Genomic DNA, 19,588 nt, shown 5'->3' with positions numbered 1-19,588 from the left:
TGTTCGAGGTTAGCGTTCAGCGCGCCAGTCGCGGGGCGGCCCGCCCGGTGATCAGCGGCAGGTCGAAGAACCCGACGACGCCAGCCGGGGCCGCGCAGGTCGCCGGGACGGCGTTGACGCAGTGCGCCGCGGTCGCCACGACACCGGGATTGCTCTGCAGCCCCTCGTCGACGGTCTCGGGCTGCCAGCCCTTGACGGTGACGAACGTGTTCGGATTGCCCTGTACCTCCATCTCGTAGCGCTCCTTCGCCGGGCCGAACGTCCAGGGTGGATCAAGGTTCTCCTCGCCCATCAGCCAGTTGACCGTCACCCGCACCACCACCTCGTCACCGACAGTCGCCTCCCAGTGGAACCGGCGGGCGGCGACCTGGCCGGGTTCGATGACACCGATCGGAGAGTCGATCGGCGCGGTGGCCACCGCCACCTCCTGCGATGAGCGGATCCGGTCGTCGGCGGCGAACCCCAGCCGGTCCACACACAGCCGCACCGACTGGACGAAGCCACTGTCGAGGATTTTCTGCATCGGACCCGTCAACGCACTGTCGGGCGTGCCGCCGAATCCCATCACGTGGCGCAGCACATCCGGCGCACCGTAGGTCCGCAGATCGGAAAACTCTTCGCACCGAACGAAAATCACCCCGGTAGACATCACCGAAAGCAGCAGCGGGAACAGTTCGCTGGCGGCACCGGGAGCGATACCGACGCCGTGCAGCGAAGCATTGCCGGCCTGGGCAGCCGCTTCCAGCGGAGCAGCCGACCGCGCGGTGGGATAGACCCAACCCACCGGGGTGACGACGTTCTTGCCGGACCGCAGCAGCGCGGCAACCTCATCCGCGTTGCCCATCAGGGGCGCATAGATCACCGCGTCGGCATCGAGCGCCAAGATCTCCTCGACGCTGCCGGTGGCCGTCACGCCCAGTGGCTCGGCCCCGATGATCTCGCCGACGTCCTTGCCGCTCTTGGCTTTCGAGTGCACCCAGCAGCCGACCAACTCGAGGTCGGGATGCTCGAGCACACCCTTGATCGCGGCCACCCCCACCGATCCGGTCGCCCACTGGATCACCCGCAGACTCATCAGTCACGCACCTCGCTCACCTGGTATTGATCTTCGGAGTATCGGGCTCGGATGGTCTTTTTGTCGTATTTGCCGACGCTGGTACGCGGAATGTCCTCGACGAATGTCCAGCGCTCCGGCAGCCACCAGCGGGCGACCTTGTCGGACAAGAAGCTTCGCAGTTCGGCCGCGCTCACCGAGGCGCCGTCGCGTGCCACCACGACGGCCAGCGGTCGTTCCTGCCAGCGTTCGTCGGGCACCCCCACCACAGCGGCTTCGACCACGTCCGGGTGGCCGATCAGTTCGTTCTCCAGCTCCACCGAGGAGATCCACTCCCCACCGGACTTGATCACGTCCTTGGCCCGGTCGGTCAAGGTGATGAAGCCTTGGGCGTCGATGCGGCCCACATCGCCGGTGCGCAGCCAGCCCGAGGAGAACTTGGACTCGTCCTGGCCGCGGTAGTAGGCGCCGGTGATCCACGGGCCGCGCACCTCCAGCTCGCCGACCGCTTCCCCGTCGTTGGGCAGCACCGCGCCGTCGTCGTCGACGATGCGTGCCTCGACCCCGCACACCGGCTGCCCTTGGGTGCCGCGCAGCGACCAGCGCTCCTCGGGCGGGGTGCCCGGCGGTGGCCAGGCCATGGTGGCCAGCGGCGAAGTCTCGGTCATGCCCCACAGTTGCCGCACCTGCACGCCGTAGCGCTCTTCGAACGCGCGCATCAGCGACACCGGGACCGCCGAACCGCCGCACGCCACCAGCCGCAGCGACGAGATGTCATGGCCGGGTTCGCGATCCAAGTAGTGCATGACGTCGTTCCAGATCGTCGGCACCGCGCCGGCCACCGTGGGTCGCTGCGTTTCGATGAGGGCGACCAGCGACGCGGCGTCCAGATGCCGGTCGGGCATCGCCAGATCCGCACCGGCCATCAGCGCCGAATAAGGCAGCCCCCACGCGTTGGCGTGAAACATCGGCACGATCGGCAGGACGCAGTCGCTTGAGCCGACTCCGATGCCGTTCGTGGTGCATCCCGCCATGGTGTGCAGGTAGCTGGACCGGTGGCTGTACACCACGCCCTTGGGGTTGCCGGTGGTGCCGCTGGTGTAGCACATGGCGGCCGCCGAATTCTCGTCGACGACCGGCCAGTCGAACTCGTCGGACTCGGCCGCCAGCACGTCGGAGTAGCGCAGCACGGTCTTACCGGAGGCCTCCAGCGCCGCGATGTCGCCCTCGCCGACCGCGATCACGGTGTGCACGGTGTCGAGCTGCGCCAACACCGGCGCCAGCAGTCCGGCCAGCGAGACGTCGACCAGGATCACCCGATCCTCGGCCTCGTTGGCGACGAACACGATCTGCTCGGCGAACAGCCGGATGTTGAGCGTGTGCAGCACCGCACCCATCGCCGGCACCGCCAGGTAAGCGGCCAGGTGCTCGGTGTTGTTCCACATGAACGTGGCAACCCGCTGGTCGCCGCTGATGCCGAGCCGCCGTAGGCCATTGGCCAGCCGCGCCACCTGGCCGCCAAGCTCGCGGTAGGTGGTGCTGCGAAAACCGTCGTCGGTCATGGTCGTCACGGTGCGGGCCCCGTGAATGCCGGTGGCGTGGTGCAGGATGGCACCGATCGTCAACGGCCAGTTCTGCATTGTGCTGCGCATCGACATATTCGACCATGCCGACGCGGGCCGTGTGACGGGGGCTACAAGGCGGGTTCGAGCTGAAGCATCCGCTTGACGGCGTCGTCGAGCGCCAGTTGCTCGTGCAGCGACGCCGACGGCGACGGCAGGCCGGCCAGCGAGGCGACGGTCACCGCGCCATCGAAGCCGGCGATGTACAGCCGATTGCCATCCGGGCTCTCCACTGCGCAGGCCGGCGCCGTGGTCGCGGTCAGCGTGCCGAGGGCCTCGTTGGTGCGAGCGCACAGCACCAGCACACCGGCCGCGGTCACCAGGTAGGCGCGCTCGCCGTCGCGGCTCACGATGAGCTGGATCAGCTGGGTGTCGACGACGAAACCGGCGCCGACTGCGTGGGTGCGGGTGTCGACGGCGTGCACCGCCCCGCGACCATCAGACCCGGAAGTCGCCACGAACAGCCGGGCACCGTCCGGGCTGACGGCCACGTCGACGACGGTCGAGCCGACCTTGACGACGTCGACGACATTGAGTTCGCGGTCCAAGACGGTGACGCTGTCGCCGGCGGGCTGGCGGACCGCCACGTACAGCCGCCGGCCGTCGGGGCTGATCCGCAGGCCGGCCGCGCTGGCCACGGGACTGCTGGACACCTGGGCGACGCCGGCGGGACTCATGGTGGCATCGAGCGCGAGCACCTCGACGCCGGTCGAACCGGTACGGGTGACGTAGACGCGGCTGCCCATCGGGTCGGCGACCAGCTCACCGATGCCCAGGGCCACCGGGTAACACCCGGTGACTTCGGCAGAGTCGACGTCGATCGCCAGTACGGCATCGAGCGCCATGGAGCCGGCGGTGACGTAGGCCCGAGCGGTACCGGCGGGGCCGACGGCGACCGAGAACGGCTCGTCAGTGTGGAACACGGTGGCCACGACGGTGCCGCTGGCGGTGTCGATCACCGAGACGGTGTCATCGCCGTAGTTGGTGGCCAGCAGCCGGCTGCCGTCCGCGGTGACCGCGAGGCCACCGATCGGGCCGCGCCCCAGCGTGACAGTGTCGATGGTGCGAGTCCTCGGGCCGGGCAATCCGTAAGCCACCACGTCGTCCACATCGCTCCCATCGATCACGTTTCGTATCGTCTTTGCACACACGCCCGCGTAGCTGCCGCAGCTTGGCCAGTACGACCGGGGTGCCAGGACGAGGTGTTCGGTCGATCCTAGCGGTGAATTCCGGGTAAAAGGAAAATGACGTAAGTATTGTGATTGACGTCGCAGGCTAATCCAGCGGGTCTTGGGTCGCCGCGAACGAAGCTGCTGCCCTGGGCGTCGCCAGCAATGCATCCTGCCGCATTTGAGCAGCTATTATGCGTTGATCGGCTAACTTGTGATCTGTATCGCAATTAGCATTGAATAAGAAACTAAGAATCCAATTCGAGTTTTCTGGTCACATGACCTTGCAAATCTCCAGGCGGGCGGGTATAGGCGCCCCTAGGGCCGCGCCGGACAATAAGGCCCCGGGAAGAGATCCCCGGAACCCGAGGCGGCTCGGCCGGAAGGGAACTAACCTCGGCTCAGCTCTTGCCGAAGTGATGCCTGGGAGGCCCTGAATGATCCGTGCACTGTTGGTCGCTCTGGCGTTCAGCGCCGGCTTGCCGACCCTGACGATCCCGTCCACGCCCGCGGCCCATGCCGAAGTCCCGTACCGCAACTGCACCGAAGCAAGGGCAAACGGAGACTGCGACATTCCGGCAACATCCGATAAATACCAGTCCAAACTAGACCGCGACGGCGATGGCATCGGCTGTGAGTGCTGACCGGCCCTCCCGAGGCGCGGTTTGATCAGCGCCACGCGGCATCGGCAGTTCGGCGTTCCGGTACGCGCGTCAATGGGGACCCGCGGCCGAGGTGCCACCAGCGCAAACACCGTGCCCCCAGTCGGACTCGAACCGACACTGGGCGGATTTTAAGTCCGCTGCCTCTGCCAATTGGGCTATGGGGGCTCGCGGCGAATCTAACGCGGCAACGCCGACGGCAGCCCACCGGCACGGCGGTAGCGGACCCCGTAGCGACTCAGGCGTGCTGCGGGCAGTAGTTCTGCGCAGCGATGCGCGCGAACTCCGCGGCGCGCTGCAGTGTGAATCCCGGGTTGGTGGTCTGCACCGCGACCACGGTGTCCATCGGGGTCAGGCCGGCATCCATCAGCTGACACACGGAGTGACCGGCGGAGATCGCCACCTCGTCGGATCCGCGGTGGCTCAGGCCGGCTCCGTTCAGCTGGGTCAGGAAGGCGGCGTCGCTACCGACCGGCTCGGCATGCGCGGGCACCGCCAGACCGACCATGGCGGTGAGGCCCGCCAGCAGCAGAAACCGTTTCATGGCTCGTAGTCTGCTGAGCGTTCGTTAAAAGCATGTTACGGAGCGTTTACTCCGCCGGATCAACATGTTAATTCCGCGTTACCGACGGCTCACATCGTCAGCGAGTCGCGTCACCGATGCCATAACCGGGCCAGCTCGTTATCCCTAAAGTTCTTGCGTGCCAGTAAGTTTGGCGCGTTTGCGCCATCTGTAGAAATGCCGTCGTACGCACACTGCGGGCACGCTGTGACCTGGACCACTTCACGGGCAGCGACGAAAAGCTTGCCCTTGCCGCTCATAGGCGTCTTGCACGGCTTTTCGTTCCGAGGCCTCCAAGCCCCGCGGGCCGCCCCGGTCCACCCCGCCTGTCAGAGCGCTGCGAAGGCGCTCGTAAAAAGTTGGGACACGCGGGTTAAGAAGCGGTTAACCAGCTTTCACAATCCCCCAGTGATACGGGACCGTGGTCGCAGGAATCCGGGTAACTCTCGGATCCGTGAGGAGAAACCCAGATGTCTTTCGTGACCACGCAGCCGGAGGCCTTGGCGGCTGCTGCCGGCAACCTGCAAGCGATCGGTTCGTCGCTCAACGCCCAGAGCGCCGCTGCGTCCGCTCCGACTACCGGTGTCGTTCCGGCGGCCGCCGATGAAGTCTCGGCGCTGACCGCTGCGCAGTTCGCCGCCCACGCCAGCATGTACCAGTCGGTTGCCGCGCAGGCCGCGGCCATTCACGAGATGTTCGTGGCCACTTTGAACGGTAGCGCCGAGTCCTACGCGGCCACCGAAACCGCCAACGCGCTCGCAGCGGGTTAGGCGGAATTCATGCTGGATTACGGAGCCCTGCCCCCCGAGATCAACTCCGGGCGGATGTACGCCGGCCCGGGGTCAGCGCCGATGATGTCGGCCGCCTCGGCCTGGCGCGCGATGGCCGCCGAACTCGCTTCTGCCGCACACTCTTACGAGACGGTGGTCTCCCAGCTGTCCAATGAGGACTGGCTCGGGCCGGGTTCGGCGTCGATGTCCGCGGCGGCAACGCCCTACATCGCCTGGATGAACACCACCGCCGCGCAAGCCGAGCAGGCCGCCGCCCAGGCCACCGCCGCCGCGACCGTGTACGAGACGGCGCGGGCAGCGACGGTCCCTCCGGCGGTCGTTACCACCAACCGGGTGCAGCAGGCGGCACTGGTCGCAACCAACGTCTTGGGCATCAATACCCCGGCCATCGCAGCCCTCGATGCCCTCTACGCCGAGATGTGGGCCCAGGACGCCGCCGCGATGTACGGCTACGCCAGCGGATCGGCCGCCGCGTCGCAGGTGACCCCGTTCAGCGAACCCGCCCAGACCACCAACCCGGCCGGTCAAAGCAGCCAGGCCGCCGCGGTCGCGCAGGCAGCCGGAACCACTGCCGGAAACAATGCTCAAGTGGCGCAGATGATTTCGTCAGTCCCCAACGCGATACAAGGTCTGTCGTCCCCGGCTGCCGCCACACCGCCGGGTGACTGGATCACGTGGCTGGAGTCGATACTGGCCAACAATGAGCTGAACGGCTTCGCGTACTTGATCGGCAACCCGCTGTACAACTTCGCCAACACGATGGGCACCGGTGCGGCCTTCATCCCGTCCAGCCTGCTGCCCAGCCTCATCGGTTACCTGACCGGCGGCGGATTCAACGCCGCCGGCGGCGGTGCACTCGGCAGCGGCCTGGGGGCGGCGCTGAGCCCCGGTGGTGCGCTGGGCGCCCTGGGTGCACTCGGCGGCGGCATGGCCAGCGGAGCAAGCAGTGCCTTCGGGGTCAGCGCGGTCAGCCCGACGGTCACCGCAGGCCTGGGCAAGGCGTCCCTGGTCGGAACGTCGTTCTCTGCGCCGGCGAGCTGGTCGGCGGCCACCCCGGCCGGCGCCGCCTCGCTTACCGCGCAGGCCTCGGGGTGGGCGGTCCCCGCGGAAACCCACAACAACATGGCGTCTATGCCCCCGCCGGTTCCCACCGGCGCCGGGCGGCCGAGCATGCACTACGGCACGCCGCGTTACGGGTTCCGGCCCAAGGTGATGCCAAAGCCGATGGTGGTCTAGGAGCAACGATGGTCGACTACGCACTCCTGCCACCCGAGGTCAACTCGGGGCGGCTGTACTCCGGCCCCGGCTCGGCCCCGATGATGGCCGTCGCCTCCGCCTGGCGCGGGCTTGCCGCGGAAATCACCTCGGCCCTGACGTCCTACGAGACGACGCTCTCCCAGCTCGTTGACGAGGAGTGGATGGGCCCGGCGTCGGCGTCGATGACCGCCGCCGCGAGGCCCTACCTGGCCTGGATGGCCGACACCGCGGCGAAGGCCGAGCAGGCCGCCAGCCAGGCCACCGCTGCCGCGGCCGCATTCGAGGCGGCCCATGCGTCCACGCCGCCCCTGGCGGTGATCACCGCCAACCGCGCCCAACAGAAGCAACTCGTGGCGACCAACGTCGTCGGCCAGAACTCCGCTGCGATCATGGCCAGCGACGCGCAGTATCTCCAGATGTGGGCCCAAGCCGCCAACGTCATGTACAGCTACGCCGCCTCCTCTGCGGCGGCGACCAAGATGGAACCCTTCACCGACCCCAGCCAGACCACGAATCCGGCCGGGACGGCCAACCAGGCTTCGGCGGTCAGTCAGGCCGGCAGCACCGCGGCGGGTAACACCGCGCAGACGGCGCAGCTGATTTCGTCGTTGCCGAACGCGGTGCAGAGTCTCGCCTCCCCGGCGGCGGCCAGTCAGCCCGCAGCCGCCGGAGACCTCTCCGGCCTGTGGTCCGCCTTCCTGAACAATGCCTCGGTGAACGGCATCGCCTCGCTGCTAAGCGATCCGCTCAACGGCGCGGTGAGCTTCGCGGGAACGTCGCTGGCGTTCACGCCGGCCAGCTTGATCCCGACCATGACCAGCTTCTTCTCCGGCGGGGGTTTCAACGCCTTCGGCGGTGGTTCGGCAGGTGCCGGGATCGGCGCCCTGCTGGCTCCCGGCGGCCCGCTGAGCAGCCTGGGCGCGCTCGGGGGTGAGGCGGGTGCCGCCTCGGCGGCGGCCGGAGCGTTCACTGCCGGTGCCAGCACGCCGGCGGTCTCGGCGGGCGTGGGGCAGGCGACGCTGGTCGGCGAACTGTCCGCGCCGCCGGCGTGGGTCGCGGCCGCCCCGGAAGGCGCCGCCGCGACCAGCGCACTGCAGGCCAGCAGCTGGACGACCCCGGAGGAGGTCGAGTCGATGGCCGCGGTGCCCGGCGGGATGCCGGTCGGCGCTGAGCGGGGCGGTTTCGGCCTCGGCACCCCCCGCTACGGCTTCAAGCCGACCGTGATGCCCCGTCCGGTCGTTGCCGGTTAAACCTCTGCGACAACGAATTTCAAGTAAGGAGACACAGCGATGGCAACACGTTTTATGACCGATCCGGACGCGATGCGCAGCATGGCGGGGCGTTTCGATGTGCACGCTCAGACGGTGGAGGATGAGGCCCGGCGGATGTGGGCGTCGTCGACCAACATCTCGGGTGCGGGCTGGGGTGGTCTGGCCGAGCGGACCTCGATGGACACCATGGGTCAGATGCAGACGGCGTTTCGCAACATCGTGAACATGCTGCACGGCGTGCGTGATGGTCTGATTCGCGATGCGAACCACTACGAGCAGCAGGAAGCTGCTTCTCAGCAGATCCTGTCGAGCTAGAAGGAGCAACTATGTCGATCAATTACCAGTTCGGTGACGTCAACGCCCACGGTGCGTTGATTCGTGCCCAGGCGGCGTCGTTGGAGGCCGAGCACCAGGCGATCGTGCATGACGTGCTGGCGGCCGGGGATTTCTGGGGTGGCGCTGGTTCGGTGGCCTGCCAGGAGTTCGTGGCGCAGTTGGGCCGCAACTTCGCGGTCATCTACGAGCAGGCCAACGCCCACGGTCAGAAGGTGCAGACCGCCGGCAACAACATGGCCAACACCGACGCCTCGGTGGGCTCCAGCTGGGCCTGACCAAGCCCCAACAAAGCAAACCGGCGCAGCGGAGGGGGCTGCGCCGGTTGTTTTGTCTTCGGCAACATCACCGCCGGCGTGGGCCGCAACCGCGACCGCCGGCAACACCGCCGTGCCTGTAATGGGGGCGACCTTGACCGGCGCCACCGAACGCGGGTTCCGGCCCACCGTCACCAGGCATCCGGTGGCGGCCGGCTGAGCGGGAAAAGCGGCGCCGGTTCGCATGATCTGCCAGGAATTCCTCACCCGGCTCGGACGAAACTTCCAGGTCATCGACGAACGGCCCAGCACCGATGCGGCGGTGGAGTCCAGTCGGGCCTGCGCCGGGCCGCCCCGCACTGTGAAGCACCTGTGCGAATAAACCGTCAAGAATCCTGGCAGGGGCGTTAAGAACCCGTAAACGACTTCCCCGATTCGGCCTTCAGCCGGAGACAGTGGACCCTGCATTCGGCCGGAGGCCGACCCCGTTTTCCACCAGGAGAAGTGATGTCCTTCGTGACCACCCAGCCCGAGGCGATGGCGGCGACCGCCAGCAACCTGCAGGCGATCGGCTCGGCGATGACCGCGCAGAGCGCCGCGGCCGCCGCACCCACCACCGGCATCGCCCCGGCGGGCGCCGACGAGGTCTCGGTCTTGCAGGCGACCCAGTTCGCCGCCTACGGGCAGCTCTACCAGCAGATCAGCGCCCAGGCCGCGGCGATCCAGGAAATGTTCGTCAACACCTTGCGCACCAGCGCCGACTCCTATGGCAGCACCGAGACGGCCAACTCGGCCGCAGCCGGGCTGGGCACGGCAACCGCGGGACTGGGCGCCGGCTCGGGGGCCGCTGACCCGACATTCGGGCTGGGCGGGATCGCCAGCAACAGCTCCATCCTGGCCGCCATGCAGGCCGGCACCATCGGCTCGGCCGCTTCGGAGTTCACCGGGTTGGGCAAGGGCTACATCACCTCTCCGTCCGGGGTGGTTCACCAAGTCCTCCCCCCCGACATGCCCGAGGCGGGTCTCACCGGCCAGACCGCGCCGGCCGCCGCAGCAGCACCGGTTTCCACGACCGCCGGCCAGGCCGCGGCGCGGCCTCTCGGCGCGCCGGCGCCACCGGCCTGGGCCGGCGAATCCGCTCCGGCGGCCGCCACGCCTGCGGCGCTCTCCGGCACGAGCACTGCAGCCGCAGCACCCCGCGCCGCTACGGCGGCGGTGCCCGCCGGACTGCCGGCGTCCTCCAGCGAGCAGGGCAGCCGCGGCCGGCTGCGCTACGGCATCAAGCCGAAGGTGATGCCGCGCCCACCGGTGGGCTGACGGCAGATAATCGGTTACCAGCGAACGGAATTGACGAACATGGACTTTGGCGCGTTACCCCCGGAGATCAACTCCGGCCGCATGTACGCCGGCGCCGGTGCGGCCCCGATGATGGCGGCCGCTGCGGCGTGGAACGGTCTCGGCGCGGAGCTTTCCACGACCGCGACGTCCTACCAGTCGGCGATCGCGGCACTGACCGGCGAGGAGTGGCAGGGGCCGGCCTCGGCGTCGATGGCCGCGGCCGTGATGCCGTATGTCAACTGGCTCAACACCACCGCGGCCGCCGCCGAGCAGGCCGCCGCCCAGGCAACCGCATCCGCCGCCGCATTCGAAGCGGCGTTTGCGATGATGGTGCCGCCCCCGGTGATCGCCGCCAACCGGGCGCAGCTGATGGCGCTGATCGCCTCGAACTTCCTGGGCCTCAACACCCCGGCGATCGCGGCCACCGAGGCGCAGTACGCGGAGATGTGGGCGCAGGACGCCATCGCCATGTACGGCTATGCGGGTTCCTCGGCAAGCGCCGGAGTCCTGCAGCCGCTGTCCTCCCCCAATCCGATCAGCAACCCGCTCGGCACCGCCGGTCAGGCGGCCGCGGTCGCACAGGCATCGACCGGGAGCGCCCAGAACGGGTTGTCTCAGCTGGTTTCGGGGCTGCCCACCACCGTGCAGACCCTGTCCTCGCCGCTCAGCGCCGCGGCCGGTCCGGCCCAGGCGGGCGATTTCCTGACGAATTTCATCGATTCGACGCAGAACATCGGGATCTGGAACGCAATCCAGACCTACAGCACCTACGCCGTGACCGCCGGGTCTTGGCATCTGTTCGCCGGCATCGCCAGCGCGCTCGCCATCGCCTCGCCCGGCGTGGGTGCCGCCGGTGGAGCGGTCCTGGTGGATTCGGTCGACGCCCCGGCCGGCGCGGCCGTCGCCGGCTCTGTGGCCGCCGGCCGGGCGCCGGTGCTGGCCGGCATGGCCCAGGCGGCCCCGGTCGGGGGACTGTCGGTGCCGTCGACCTGGCCGGGGGCACTGCCGGGCGGGACCGGTGCGGCGCCGTTGATCACCTCCGAGTGGATTCCCGGTGCGGTCGAGGAAGGGCAGTCGATGACCGCGGTGCCGGCCGGGATGGGTGCCGCCGGTGCGGCCGCAGCGCGCGGCAGTCGCGGTTTCAGCGATCCACACTACGGATTCAAGCCCACTGTCATGGCACGCCCGGTCGCCGCTGGCTGAGAACGGCGGTTGCCGGGATGATGGTCGGGTGAGCGTCGTGAGTCAGCGCGGGGAACTCCGCATCTACCTCGGTGCCTCGCCCGGGGTCGGCAAGACCTACGCGATGCTCGGCGAAGCCCACCGGCGGGCCGAGCGCGGCACCGACGTGGTGGCCGCCGCCGTGGAAACCCACGGCCGCAGTAAGACCGCCGCACTGTTGCGGGGGATCGAGACCGTCGGCGCCCCCGACGCCGAACTCGACGGCCAACTCGACGTCGCCGCGGTGCTGGCCCGGCGGCCCGAGGTGGTCCTGGTCGACGATCTCGCGCACGCCAACGCCGCCGGCAGCCGTAATCCGAAGCGCTGGCAGGATGTCGAGGAGTTGCTCGACGCCGGGATCACGGTGATCTCCACCGTCAACGTGCAGCAGCTGGAGAGCCTCAGCGACGTCGTCACCAAGATCACCGGCACCGTCCAACACGACACCGTGCCCGACGCGGTCGTGCGCCAGGCGACTCAGATCGAACTCATCGATGTCGCCCCGGAAGCGCTGCGCCGCAGGCTCTCCCACGGCAACGTCTATCCGCCGGAGAAGGTCGACGCAGCGCTGGCCAACTACTTCCGCGGCGAAACGCTCACCGCGCTGCGCGAACTGGCGCTGCTGTGGCTGGCCGGACAGGTCGACGCGGCGCTGACGAAATACCGCGCCGACAAGAAGATCACCGAGACCTGGGAGGCCCGCGAACGCATCGTCGCTGCGGTCACCGGCGGCCCTGAGTCAGAGACCTTGGTACGTCGTGCCTCCCGGATCGCCTCCAAGGCAGGTGGCGAGCTGCTGGTGCTGCATGTACTGGGCGGCGACGGCATCTCCGGCGCACCGGCGCCCCGGGTGGGCAAGATCCGCCAGCTGGCGATCAGCCTGGGGGCCTCGCTGCACACGGTGATCGGCGACGACGTGCCGGCCGCGCTGCTGGAATTCGCCCGTGACGTCAACGCCACCCAACTGGTGATCGGCAGTTCGAGACGCTCCCGCTGGGCGCGCATCCTCGACGAAGGTGTCGGTGCGGCGGTGGTGCAGCAGTCCGGGGACATCGACGTCCACATCGTCACCGACGAGGACATCAAGCCAAGTTTCCGGGCATTCTCGGTCTCTCCGCGGGAACGGCGGGCGGTGTCCTGGCTGGCCGCGATCGCCGTCCCCTGCGTGATCTGCGCAATCGTGGTCGGCTGGTTGGACCACTACCTCGAGACCGGCCAGAGTGCGCTGTTCGTCGTCGGCGTGCTGCTGGTGGCCTTGCTCGGCGGTATTGCCCCAGCGGTGCTCTCGGCGTTGCTGTCCGGGGTGCTGATGAACTACTTCCTGCTCACCCCGCGCCGCGACTTCACCATCGCCGAGCACGACGCCGCGGTGACCGAGGTGGTGCTGCTGTTGGTGGCGGTCGCGGTGGCGGCCCTGGTCGACGGCGCTGCCAAACGGGCCCGGGAAGCCGGTCGCGCCTCCCGCGAGGCGGAATTGATGACGCTGTTCGCCGGGTCCGTGTTGCGCGGAGCGGACCTGGACACCCTGCTGGAGCGGGTGCGCGAGACCTACGCGCAGCGGTCCGTCAGCCTGGTTCGTGTCCCGGCCGCAACGGCGAAGACCGGGATCACCCGCGCCACCAGGGTAGTGGCCTCGGTGGGCGATCAGCCCTGCACCTCGGTGGATCTCGCCGACACCGCGATCGATGTCGGCGACGACGAGTTCTGGATGCTGATGGTCGGCCGGCAACTGGCCTCCCGGGACCGGCGGGTGCTGTCGGTGGTGGCCCGCCAAGCCGCCGGACTCGTCCGCCAGGAGGAGCTGGCGGCCGAGGCCAGTCGGGCCGACGCGGTGATGCGCACCGACGAATTGCGCCGCTCCCTGCTCTCGGCGGTCAGCCACGACCTGCGCACCCCGCTGGCGGCGGCCAAGGCGGCGGTGTCGAGCCTGCGCGCCGACGACGTCGCCTTCTCACCGGACGACACCGCCGAACTGCTGGCCACCGTCGAGGAGTCCGTCGACCAGCTCACCGCCCTGGTGGGTAACCTGCTCGACTCCTCGCGACTGGCCGCCGGGGTAATCCGGCCCGCGCTCACCAAGGTGTATCTGGAAGAGGTGGTGCAGCGCGCTCTGATCGGAATCGGCAAGCGCAGCAACGTCTTCGGGCGCGGCAGTTTGGAACAGGTGAAGGTGGAGGTGGGTCCGACAGTGGCTATGGCCGACGCCGGACTGCTGGAACGCGTGTTGGCCAACGTGATTGACAACGCGCTGCGCTACGCCTCGGACAGCGTGGTGCGCGTGACGGCGGGCCAAGTCGGCGACCGGGTGCTGATCAACGTCGCCGACGAGGGTTGTGGGCTGCCGCGTGGCGGCGAACTGCACGCGTTCGATCCGTTCCAGCGACTCGGCGACCGTGACAACACCAGTGGTGTGGGACTTGGATTGTCGGTGGCGCGGGGTTTCACTGAGGCGATGGGTGGCACCATCTCGGCGACGGAGACACCGGGTGGCGGGTTGACCATGGTGGTGGACCTGGCCGCACCGGCAGGAGAAGGGTGATGAGCACACGTGTTCTGGTAGTCGACGACGAGCCGCAGATTCTGCGGGCGCTGAAGATCAACCTGTCGGTGCGCGGCTACGAGGTCGTCACCGCGGCGACGGGCGCCGGTGCGCTTCGCGCCGCCGCCGAACAGCGCCCCGACGTGGTGATTCTCGACCTGGGACTACCTGACATCTCCGGCATCGAGGTGCTGGCCGGGCTGCGCGGCTGGCTGACGGTTCCGGTGATCGTGCTGTCCGCCCGCACCGACTCCGCTGACAAGGTCGAGGCGCTCGACGCCGGCGCCGACGACTACGTGACCAAACCGTTCGGCATGGACGAGTTTCTGGCCCGGCTCCGGGCAGCTGCCCGCCGTAATGCCGCTACGGCCGAAATCGACCAGCCGATAGTGGAAACTGCTTCGTTCACCGTTGATCTGGCTGCCAAGAAGGTCACCAAGAACGGCTCTGAGGTGCATCTGACCCCCACCGAGTGGGGCATGTTGGAGATGCTGGTTCGCAATCGCGGCAAACTGGTCGGCCGTGATGAGTTACTCACCCAGGTGTGGGGCCCGGCCTACGCCAAAGAAACCCAGTACCTGCGCGTTTACCTGGCGCAATTGCGGCGCAAACTCGAAGATGATCCGTCCAATCCCAAGCATCTATTGACCGAAGCGGGCATGGGTTACCGTTTCGAGGTTTGAAAACTGTCAGCGCGGATATGTATTCGGGGACCTAGCGGAAGGAGTTTTACCGTGATGTTCTCCCAGATCGCCAAAAAGACGGCGGTGACAGCGGTCGGCCTCGCAACGGCAGGAATGCTGGCGGTGGCACCGGCTTCTGCGGACCCGACAGTCGTCGGGTTCGGTCAAACACAGGAGATCCAGAGCCCAGGCGGAGCTATCGACTACACCGTCGAGAACCTGCAACCCAGCGGTCACAACGACGGAGTCTGGTACTCCGACGTGACTGCGAAAGCGGTAAGCGGCTCTCCTACCCCGAACATCGCCGACTTCAACGCGCGCGCAGTCAACAGTTCGACGTACGCCGTCATGAAGGGCAATGAGGTCGACGGCCTGCCCAACGGCCCGATCGCGCAGGGCAGCCAGACCAGCGGGCGGCTCTACTTCGACGTCAAGAACGGCACCGCGCCGGACAGCGTCGTCTACCGCGACGCCGGCGGCCACGACAAGGTCGTCTGGAAGCAGGGCTAAGCCCGGCTAGTCAAAGTCGTTGACCGACAGCGCGATTCCGTCCAGGATGTCGTGTTCGCTGACCACCAGCTCCTCGATGCCGGCGTGATCGGAAAGGGCGTGGGCGAGTTCCTGCACCACAATCGCCCCGCCGCCGATCACGTCGGCACGTCCGGGGTGCATCGGCCCCAGCGCGGCGCGCTGCTCCCGGGCCATGCCGATCAGCTGATCGCAGACCGCCAATAGGTCCCCGTAGCCGACCCGGGACAAGTGAATGACCCCGGGGTCGTATTCGGTCAGGTGGTGGGCCAGCGCGGCGAGCGTTGTCATCGTTCCGGCGACCCCCACCCAGGTGCGGGCCTGCGCCACCGGCACCGCCCGCAGCGCCTCACCGAGCAGCTCGCCGGCGAGGGCGCGGGCGGCGGCAATCTCTGGGGCGGTCGGCGGATCGGAATGCAGGCAGCGCTCGGTCAAACGGACGCAGCCGATGTTGGCGGAGTAGCTGGCCGAGACCCCGCCGACCGGATCGCCCAGCACCACCTCGGTCGATCCGCCGCCGAGGTCGACGACGACGAAGGGGCCAGCGGAACCGTCCAATTCGCCGACCGCTCCGCGAAAGGACAACTCCGCCTCCTCGCGGCCGGTGATCACCTCGGCCACCGCACCGGGAACGGCTGCACCTAACACCTGCGCGGTCATGGCGAAGAACTCGTCGCGGTTGGCCGCATCGCGGGTGGCCGAGGTGGCCACCATCCGCATCCGCGAAACCTCATGGGCGCTCAGCAATCCGGCGTAATCGGCCAAGGCCGCGCGAGTGCGCTCCAGCGCACCGGAGGCGAACCGGCCGGTCGCGTCGACCCCTTCGCCCAACCGGACCACCCGCATCTCGCGGTGCACGTCGTGCAGCCGGCCATCATGCGCATCGGCGATCAGCAGGCGAATCGAGTTGGTGCCACAGTCGATTCCGGCGACGCGGTTCGGGCGCGTCATAACCACTGCTCCGGCACCAAGATCCCGGCCATCCCCGGCTCGGCGGCCAGGATCGCCAAGGCCTCGTCGCCGAACGGGTTGACGCCGCGCCCCTTGGCCAGTGCGTGCGCGATCAGCACATGCAGGCACTTGACCCGGTCGGGCATACCGCCGCCGGAAAAGGTGGTACCCAGCGGCTCGATCGCGTCCCGTTCGGCGAGAAAGGACTCGTGGGCGTCCCGGTAGCGCGCGGCGAGTTCGGTGTCATGCTGCAGCCGGGCGGTCATGTCAGCCATCAGCCCCGAGGACTCCAGCCGGCTGGCCGCGGCGGTCAACACCGGGTGGGTCAGGTAGTACAGCGTCGGAAACGGTGTTCCGTCAGGCAGTTTCGGCATCGTCTTCACCACGGCGGGCTCACCGTTGGGGCACCGGTAGGAGATCTCCAGGACACCGCGGGGTTCTCGGCCCAGCTGCCGGCCCACCATGTCCAGGTCGGCGGGGTCAACCACCGGGCGCACCCGGGACGGCAGGGGCGGGCAGGACGGAGCGGCCCGGCGGGCCGGGAGACACAGCCGGGGCGGGCGGCGGATGCGGAACATCGGCGATGGTGTGCCACAGCGCGGTGTACCAGGGATCACCACTGGGGCCCAGCTCGCCCGGCTCGACACCCGCTTCGCCGGGCTCCTCGGCGACCCCGGGCAGCTGCACCTGATACGGGATCTCGCCGGGCATGACGAAACCGAGCCGCTCGCGGGCCTGCGCCCGGATATGCGCCGGGTCATCCATGTTGGCCTTCTGCTGCTGCAGGTCGGCGATCTGACCGCGCAGGGTGGCTTCCAGCTGGGACTGCTGCTTCATCTCCGCATGCTGGGCGAAGAAGGTGCGGACCGGGCCGGCGAGGGTCAAGGTGAGCACGCACATCACCGCCGCCAGGATGACCGCACGCCGCGCGGTGAAACCGACCCGCAGCTCCGAACGCTGCTCGGCCGCTGCCGATCGCTGGACCGGCTGGGCCGATGATTCCGGCGCGCTGCGCGAGGTGCCCGGTCCGCGGCGCACCGCCGGCGAGCGGCGTGGGCGGGCGCGTTCGGTTTCACCGGCCCGGCCCGGCCGCGACGTCGCAGAACGCCGCTTCTCGGGCCGTTTCGGATCGGACATGGCAGCGGCCCCGAAAGGCTATTTGCTCTCCGGCGCATAGCGGGGGAAGGCCAGGTCGCCGGCGTAGCGGGCGGCGTCGCCGAGTTCCTCCTCGATCCGCAGCAGCTGGTTGTACTTGGCCACCCGCTCACTGCGGGCCGGTGCACCGGTTTTGATCTGACCGCTGCTGACGGCCACCGCGAGGTCGGCGATGGTGGTGTCCTCGGTCTCGCCGCTGCGGTGGCTCATCATGGTGCGGTAGCCGCTGTGGTGGGCCAGTGTCACCGCATCCAGGGTTTCGGTCAGCGTGCCGATCTGGTTGACCTTGACCAGCAGCGCATTCGCCGCACCGCGCTCGATGCCCTCCTCGAGACGCTCGGGGTTGGTGACGAACAGGTCGTCGCCGACGATCTGCACCCGGTCGCCGATCTCGGTGGTCAGCGCCACCCAGCCGTCCCAATCGTCTTCGGACAGCGGGTCTTCGATCGAGACCAGCGGATAGGAATCGAGCAGCTTGGCGTAGAACTCGGTCAACTGCGCAGCGGTACGGGTCTGCTTCTCGAACGCATACCCGCTGCCGTCGGTGTAGAACTCGGTGGCCGCGACATCGAGCGCCAACGCCACATCGGTGCCCAGCTTCAGTCCGGTGGACTCGATCGCCGAGCTGATCAGGTCCAGTGCCGCGGTGGTGCCCGCGACGTCGGGGGCGAAACCGCCCTCGTCCCCCAATCCGGTGGACAGCCCCTGCTTCTTGAGCACCGCCTTCAAGGCGTGGTAGACCTCGGCGCCCCAGCGCAGCGCCTCGGCGAAGCTGGGGGCGCCGATCGGGGCCACCATGAACTCCTGGACGTCGACGCCGGTGTCGGCGTGCGCGCCGCCGTTGAGGATGTTCATCATCGGCACCGGCAGGATGTGGGCGTTGGGGCCGCCGAGGTAGCGGTACAGCGGCAGCGCCGCGGAGTCCGCGGCGGCCTTGGCCACTGCCAGCGACACCCCGAGCATGGCGTTGGCGCCCAGCCGGGACTTGTCCGCGGTGCCGTCGAGGTCCACTAGGGCTTGGTCCACCAGCCGCTGGTCATCGGCGCTGATCCCGATGACCGCGGGCGCGATCTGGTCGAGTACCGCGGTGACCGCCTTCTGCACCCCCTTGCCGCCGTAGCGGGCGCCGCCGTCCCGCAGTTCGACGGCCTCGTGCTCACCGGTGGACGCCCCGGAGGGCACCGCGGCCCGGGCAAACGTCCCGTCCTCCAGCGCCACCTCGACCTCGACCGTGGGGTTGCCGCGGGAATCGAGGATCTCGCGGGCGCCGACCTGCTGGATGATGGGCACTGACTTCTCCTTGAGCTGGGTGGGGACGGGCCGTTGTCAGCCTATTGGGAGCCTAACGGTGGTCCCCGCCACCCACCTCACACACACCTCACAAGGGCCGCCCGGCCGCGTACGCGGCGGCCCAGTCCCGAACCGCGCGGGCGTAGATCTCCGACTCGTTGTAGGCCATCAACGCCGTCATCCAGCCTTTGGCGGTGGCGAGATCCTTTCCGCGCCAGCACAGATAGCCGGCCGCCGACAGCGCGGCGTCATCGATGTTGTCCGGGCTGACGATGCCGTCGTTGTTGGCGTCGACGCCGTAGAGACGCCAGGTCTCCGGGATGAACTGCATCGGGCCCATCGCGCGGACCACGCCGTCGTCGTCGGCCAGGTCCGGCTGCAGATTCTCGACGATGTGCAGCGTGCCGCCGGAGCCGTCGAGCCGCACGCCCCGGATCTTGGGGCGAACGTCGCCGTTGCGTGCCACCGTGGCGTGGTTGTAGCGACCGTGATGACTCTCGATCTGGCCGATGCCGGCCAGGGTGGTCCAGCCGAGGTGGCAGTTGGGGTTCTCCACCTCCGCGACGCGTGCCGCGTACGCGTAGGCCTCCAGCGCGGTGACCGGGATGTCGAGCACCGCGGCCCGCTCGGCGGCCCAGTGGTAGAGCTGGTCGGCCGGACGGCCCGCCACCAGCTCGGTGTCCACCGGCGGGACCGGGTCCCCGGGCGGCGGCGGCACACCCTGCGGGATGGGGTTACCGAGCTGCCAGCTGCAACTGGAAGCCAGCAGCACAGCCGTCGCAGCCACGACGGCGGTAGTCCGCAGCCAACGACGCGCCGACACCGCTCTCCCCAACCTCGAAACGCTGATCTGTGTCCATCGTTCCATGACCGCTGCGCCACTGACGGACGTCACCGGGCCGAGT

At 68.6% G+C, this 19,588-nt stretch carries 21 protein-coding genes and 1 tRNA gene; 12 read left to right on the top strand and 10 right to left on the bottom strand.

The window, feature by feature from the left end:
• Positions 1-16 precede the first annotated feature (16 nt).
• Genes AC5Y31_RS16465 through AC5Y31_RS16455 form a run of 3 tightly spaced genes read right to left on the bottom strand, consistent with a single transcriptional unit; the run spans position 17 to position 3,803 of the window.
• A complete protein-coding gene (locus tag AC5Y31_RS16465) occupies positions 17-1,075 on the bottom strand; it encodes an NAD(P)H-dependent amine dehydrogenase family protein (protein WP_499981608.1) in 1,059 nt (352 codons plus the stop codon).
• Positions 1,075-2,706, bottom strand: a complete 1,632-nt coding sequence (locus AC5Y31_RS16460) for a long-chain fatty acid--CoA ligase (protein WP_065025860.1) — start codon at positions 2,704-2,706, stop codon at positions 1,075-1,077. Before AC5Y31_RS16460 ends, AC5Y31_RS16465 begins: the two co-directional genes overlap by 1 nt.
• Before the next feature lie 41 nt (positions 2,707-2,747).
• Entirely contained in the window at positions 2,748-3,803 is a 1,056-nt protein-coding gene (locus tag AC5Y31_RS16455; protein ID WP_499981606.1) for a beta-propeller fold lactonase family protein, read from the bottom strand.
• A gap of 479 nt (positions 3,804-4,282) precedes the next feature.
• Here AC5Y31_RS16455 and AC5Y31_RS16450 point away from each other — a divergent pair, with 479 nt between their 5' ends.
• The gene (locus tag AC5Y31_RS16450; protein ID WP_301631137.1) at positions 4,283-4,489 is read left to right on the top strand and encodes an excalibur calcium-binding domain-containing protein; all 207 of its coding nucleotides are present in this window, start codon (positions 4,283-4,285) and stop codon (positions 4,487-4,489) included.
• A 112-nt stretch (positions 4,490-4,601) separates the two neighbouring features.
• Here AC5Y31_RS16450 and AC5Y31_RS16445 read toward each other — a convergent pair.
• Both AC5Y31_RS16445 and AC5Y31_RS16440 read right to left on the bottom strand, forming a co-directional pair.
• Positions 4,602-4,675 (bottom strand) — tRNA-Leu (locus tag AC5Y31_RS16445).
• Between the two features lie 70 nt (positions 4,676-4,745).
• Positions 4,746-5,051: a DUF732 domain-containing protein gene (locus AC5Y31_RS16440; protein ID WP_082966555.1), complete on the bottom strand. Its 306-nt coding sequence runs from the start codon at positions 5,049-5,051 to the stop codon at positions 4,746-4,748.
• A 488-nt stretch (positions 5,052-5,539) separates the two neighbouring features.
• Here AC5Y31_RS16440 and AC5Y31_RS16435 point away from each other — a divergent pair, with 488 nt between their 5' ends.
• From AC5Y31_RS16435 to AC5Y31_RS16385, 11 genes are all read left to right on the top strand, one after another.
• A complete protein-coding gene (locus tag AC5Y31_RS16435) occupies positions 5,540-5,839 on the top strand; it encodes a PE family protein (RefSeq protein WP_499981604.1) in 300 nt (99 codons plus the stop codon).
• 9 nt (positions 5,840-5,848) lie between these two features.
• A complete protein-coding gene (locus AC5Y31_RS16430) occupies positions 5,849-7,096 on the top strand; it encodes a PPE family protein (RefSeq protein WP_499981602.1) in 1,248 nt (415 codons plus the stop codon).
• Positions 7,097-7,104: 8 nt separating this feature from the next.
• Positions 7,105-8,367 (top strand): PPE family protein, encoded by a 1,263-nt coding sequence (locus tag AC5Y31_RS16425; protein ID WP_499981601.1) that lies wholly within the window; start codon positions 7,105-7,107, stop codon positions 8,365-8,367.
• Positions 8,368-8,406: 39 nt separating this feature from the next.
• Positions 8,407-8,703: a WXG100 family type VII secretion target gene (locus tag AC5Y31_RS16420; protein ID WP_047317297.1), complete on the top strand. Its 297-nt coding sequence runs from the start codon at positions 8,407-8,409 to the stop codon at positions 8,701-8,703.
• An 11-nt stretch (positions 8,704-8,714) separates the two neighbouring features.
• The gene (locus tag AC5Y31_RS16415) at positions 8,715-8,999 is read left to right on the top strand and encodes a WXG100 family type VII secretion target (RefSeq protein ID WP_013827941.1); all 285 of its coding nucleotides are present in this window, start codon (positions 8,715-8,717) and stop codon (positions 8,997-8,999) included.
• Positions 9,000-9,222: 223 nt separating this feature from the next.
• Positions 9,223-9,360 carry a hypothetical protein gene (locus AC5Y31_RS16410; RefSeq protein WP_499981599.1) on the top strand — a complete coding sequence of 46 codons (138 nt, stop codon included), beginning with the start codon at positions 9,223-9,225 and terminating at the stop codon, positions 9,358-9,360.
• A gap of 125 nt (positions 9,361-9,485) precedes the next feature.
• A complete protein-coding gene (locus AC5Y31_RS16405; RefSeq protein ID WP_499981597.1) occupies positions 9,486-10,295 on the top strand; it encodes a PE family protein in 810 nt (269 codons plus the stop codon).
• 39 nt (positions 10,296-10,334) lie between these two features.
• Positions 10,335-11,519, top strand: coding sequence for a PPE family protein, SVP subgroup (locus AC5Y31_RS16400; RefSeq protein ID WP_499981595.1), 1,185 nt, complete (start codon positions 10,335-10,337; stop codon positions 11,517-11,519).
• 28 nt (positions 11,520-11,547) lie between these two features.
• Positions 11,548-14,076, top strand: coding sequence for a sensor histidine kinase (locus AC5Y31_RS16395; protein ID WP_499981593.1), 2,529 nt, complete (start codon positions 11,548-11,550; stop codon positions 14,074-14,076).
• Positions 14,076-14,759 carry a response regulator gene (locus AC5Y31_RS16390; RefSeq protein ID WP_064853263.1) on the top strand — a complete coding sequence of 228 codons (684 nt, stop codon included), beginning with the start codon at positions 14,076-14,078 and terminating at the stop codon, positions 14,757-14,759. Before AC5Y31_RS16395 ends, AC5Y31_RS16390 begins: the two co-directional genes overlap by 1 nt.
• A 51-nt stretch (positions 14,760-14,810) precedes the next feature.
• Positions 14,811-15,269, top strand: coding sequence for an MPT63 family protein (locus AC5Y31_RS16385; protein ID WP_499981591.1), 459 nt, complete (start codon positions 14,811-14,813; stop codon positions 15,267-15,269).
• A gap of 6 nt (positions 15,270-15,275) precedes the next feature.
• Here the strand turns inward: AC5Y31_RS16385 and AC5Y31_RS16380 are convergent, their stop codons facing one another.
• The 5 genes from AC5Y31_RS16380 to AC5Y31_RS16360 all read right to left on the bottom strand — a co-directional run bounded on the left by AC5Y31_RS16380 (position 15,276) and on the right by AC5Y31_RS16360 (position 19,506).
• On the bottom strand, positions 15,276-16,238 hold the full coding sequence (locus tag AC5Y31_RS16380; protein WP_499981590.1) for a Ppx/GppA phosphatase family protein: 963 nt from the start codon (positions 16,236-16,238) through the stop codon (positions 15,276-15,278).
• Entirely contained in the window at positions 16,235-16,726 is a 492-nt protein-coding gene (locus AC5Y31_RS16375; RefSeq protein WP_499981588.1) for a DUF501 domain-containing protein, read from the bottom strand. Before AC5Y31_RS16375 ends, AC5Y31_RS16380 begins: the two co-directional genes overlap by 4 nt.
• Positions 16,719-17,375: an FtsB family cell division protein gene (locus AC5Y31_RS16370; RefSeq protein ID WP_499981587.1), complete on the bottom strand. Its 657-nt coding sequence runs from the start codon at positions 17,373-17,375 to the stop codon at positions 16,719-16,721. Before AC5Y31_RS16370 ends, AC5Y31_RS16375 begins: the two co-directional genes overlap by 8 nt.
• Positions 17,376-17,393: 18 nt before the next feature.
• Positions 17,394-18,683 carry a phosphopyruvate hydratase gene (gene eno / locus AC5Y31_RS16365; protein ID WP_065025750.1) on the bottom strand — a complete coding sequence of 430 codons (1,290 nt, stop codon included), beginning with the start codon at positions 18,681-18,683 and terminating at the stop codon, positions 17,394-17,396.
• 88 nt (positions 18,684-18,771) lie between these two features.
• Complete coding sequence (locus AC5Y31_RS16360) at positions 18,772-19,506, bottom strand: lytic transglycosylase domain-containing protein (protein WP_065025751.1); 735 nt, start codon at positions 19,504-19,506, stop codon at positions 18,772-18,774.
• Between the last annotated feature and the right edge of the window lie 82 nt (positions 19,507-19,588).

The organism is Mycobacterium sp. NGS18 (assembly GCF_059813185.1).
The sequence above is the reverse complement of the archived record's forward strand: the minus strand, read 5'-3'. Positions and strand labels throughout refer to the sequence as shown.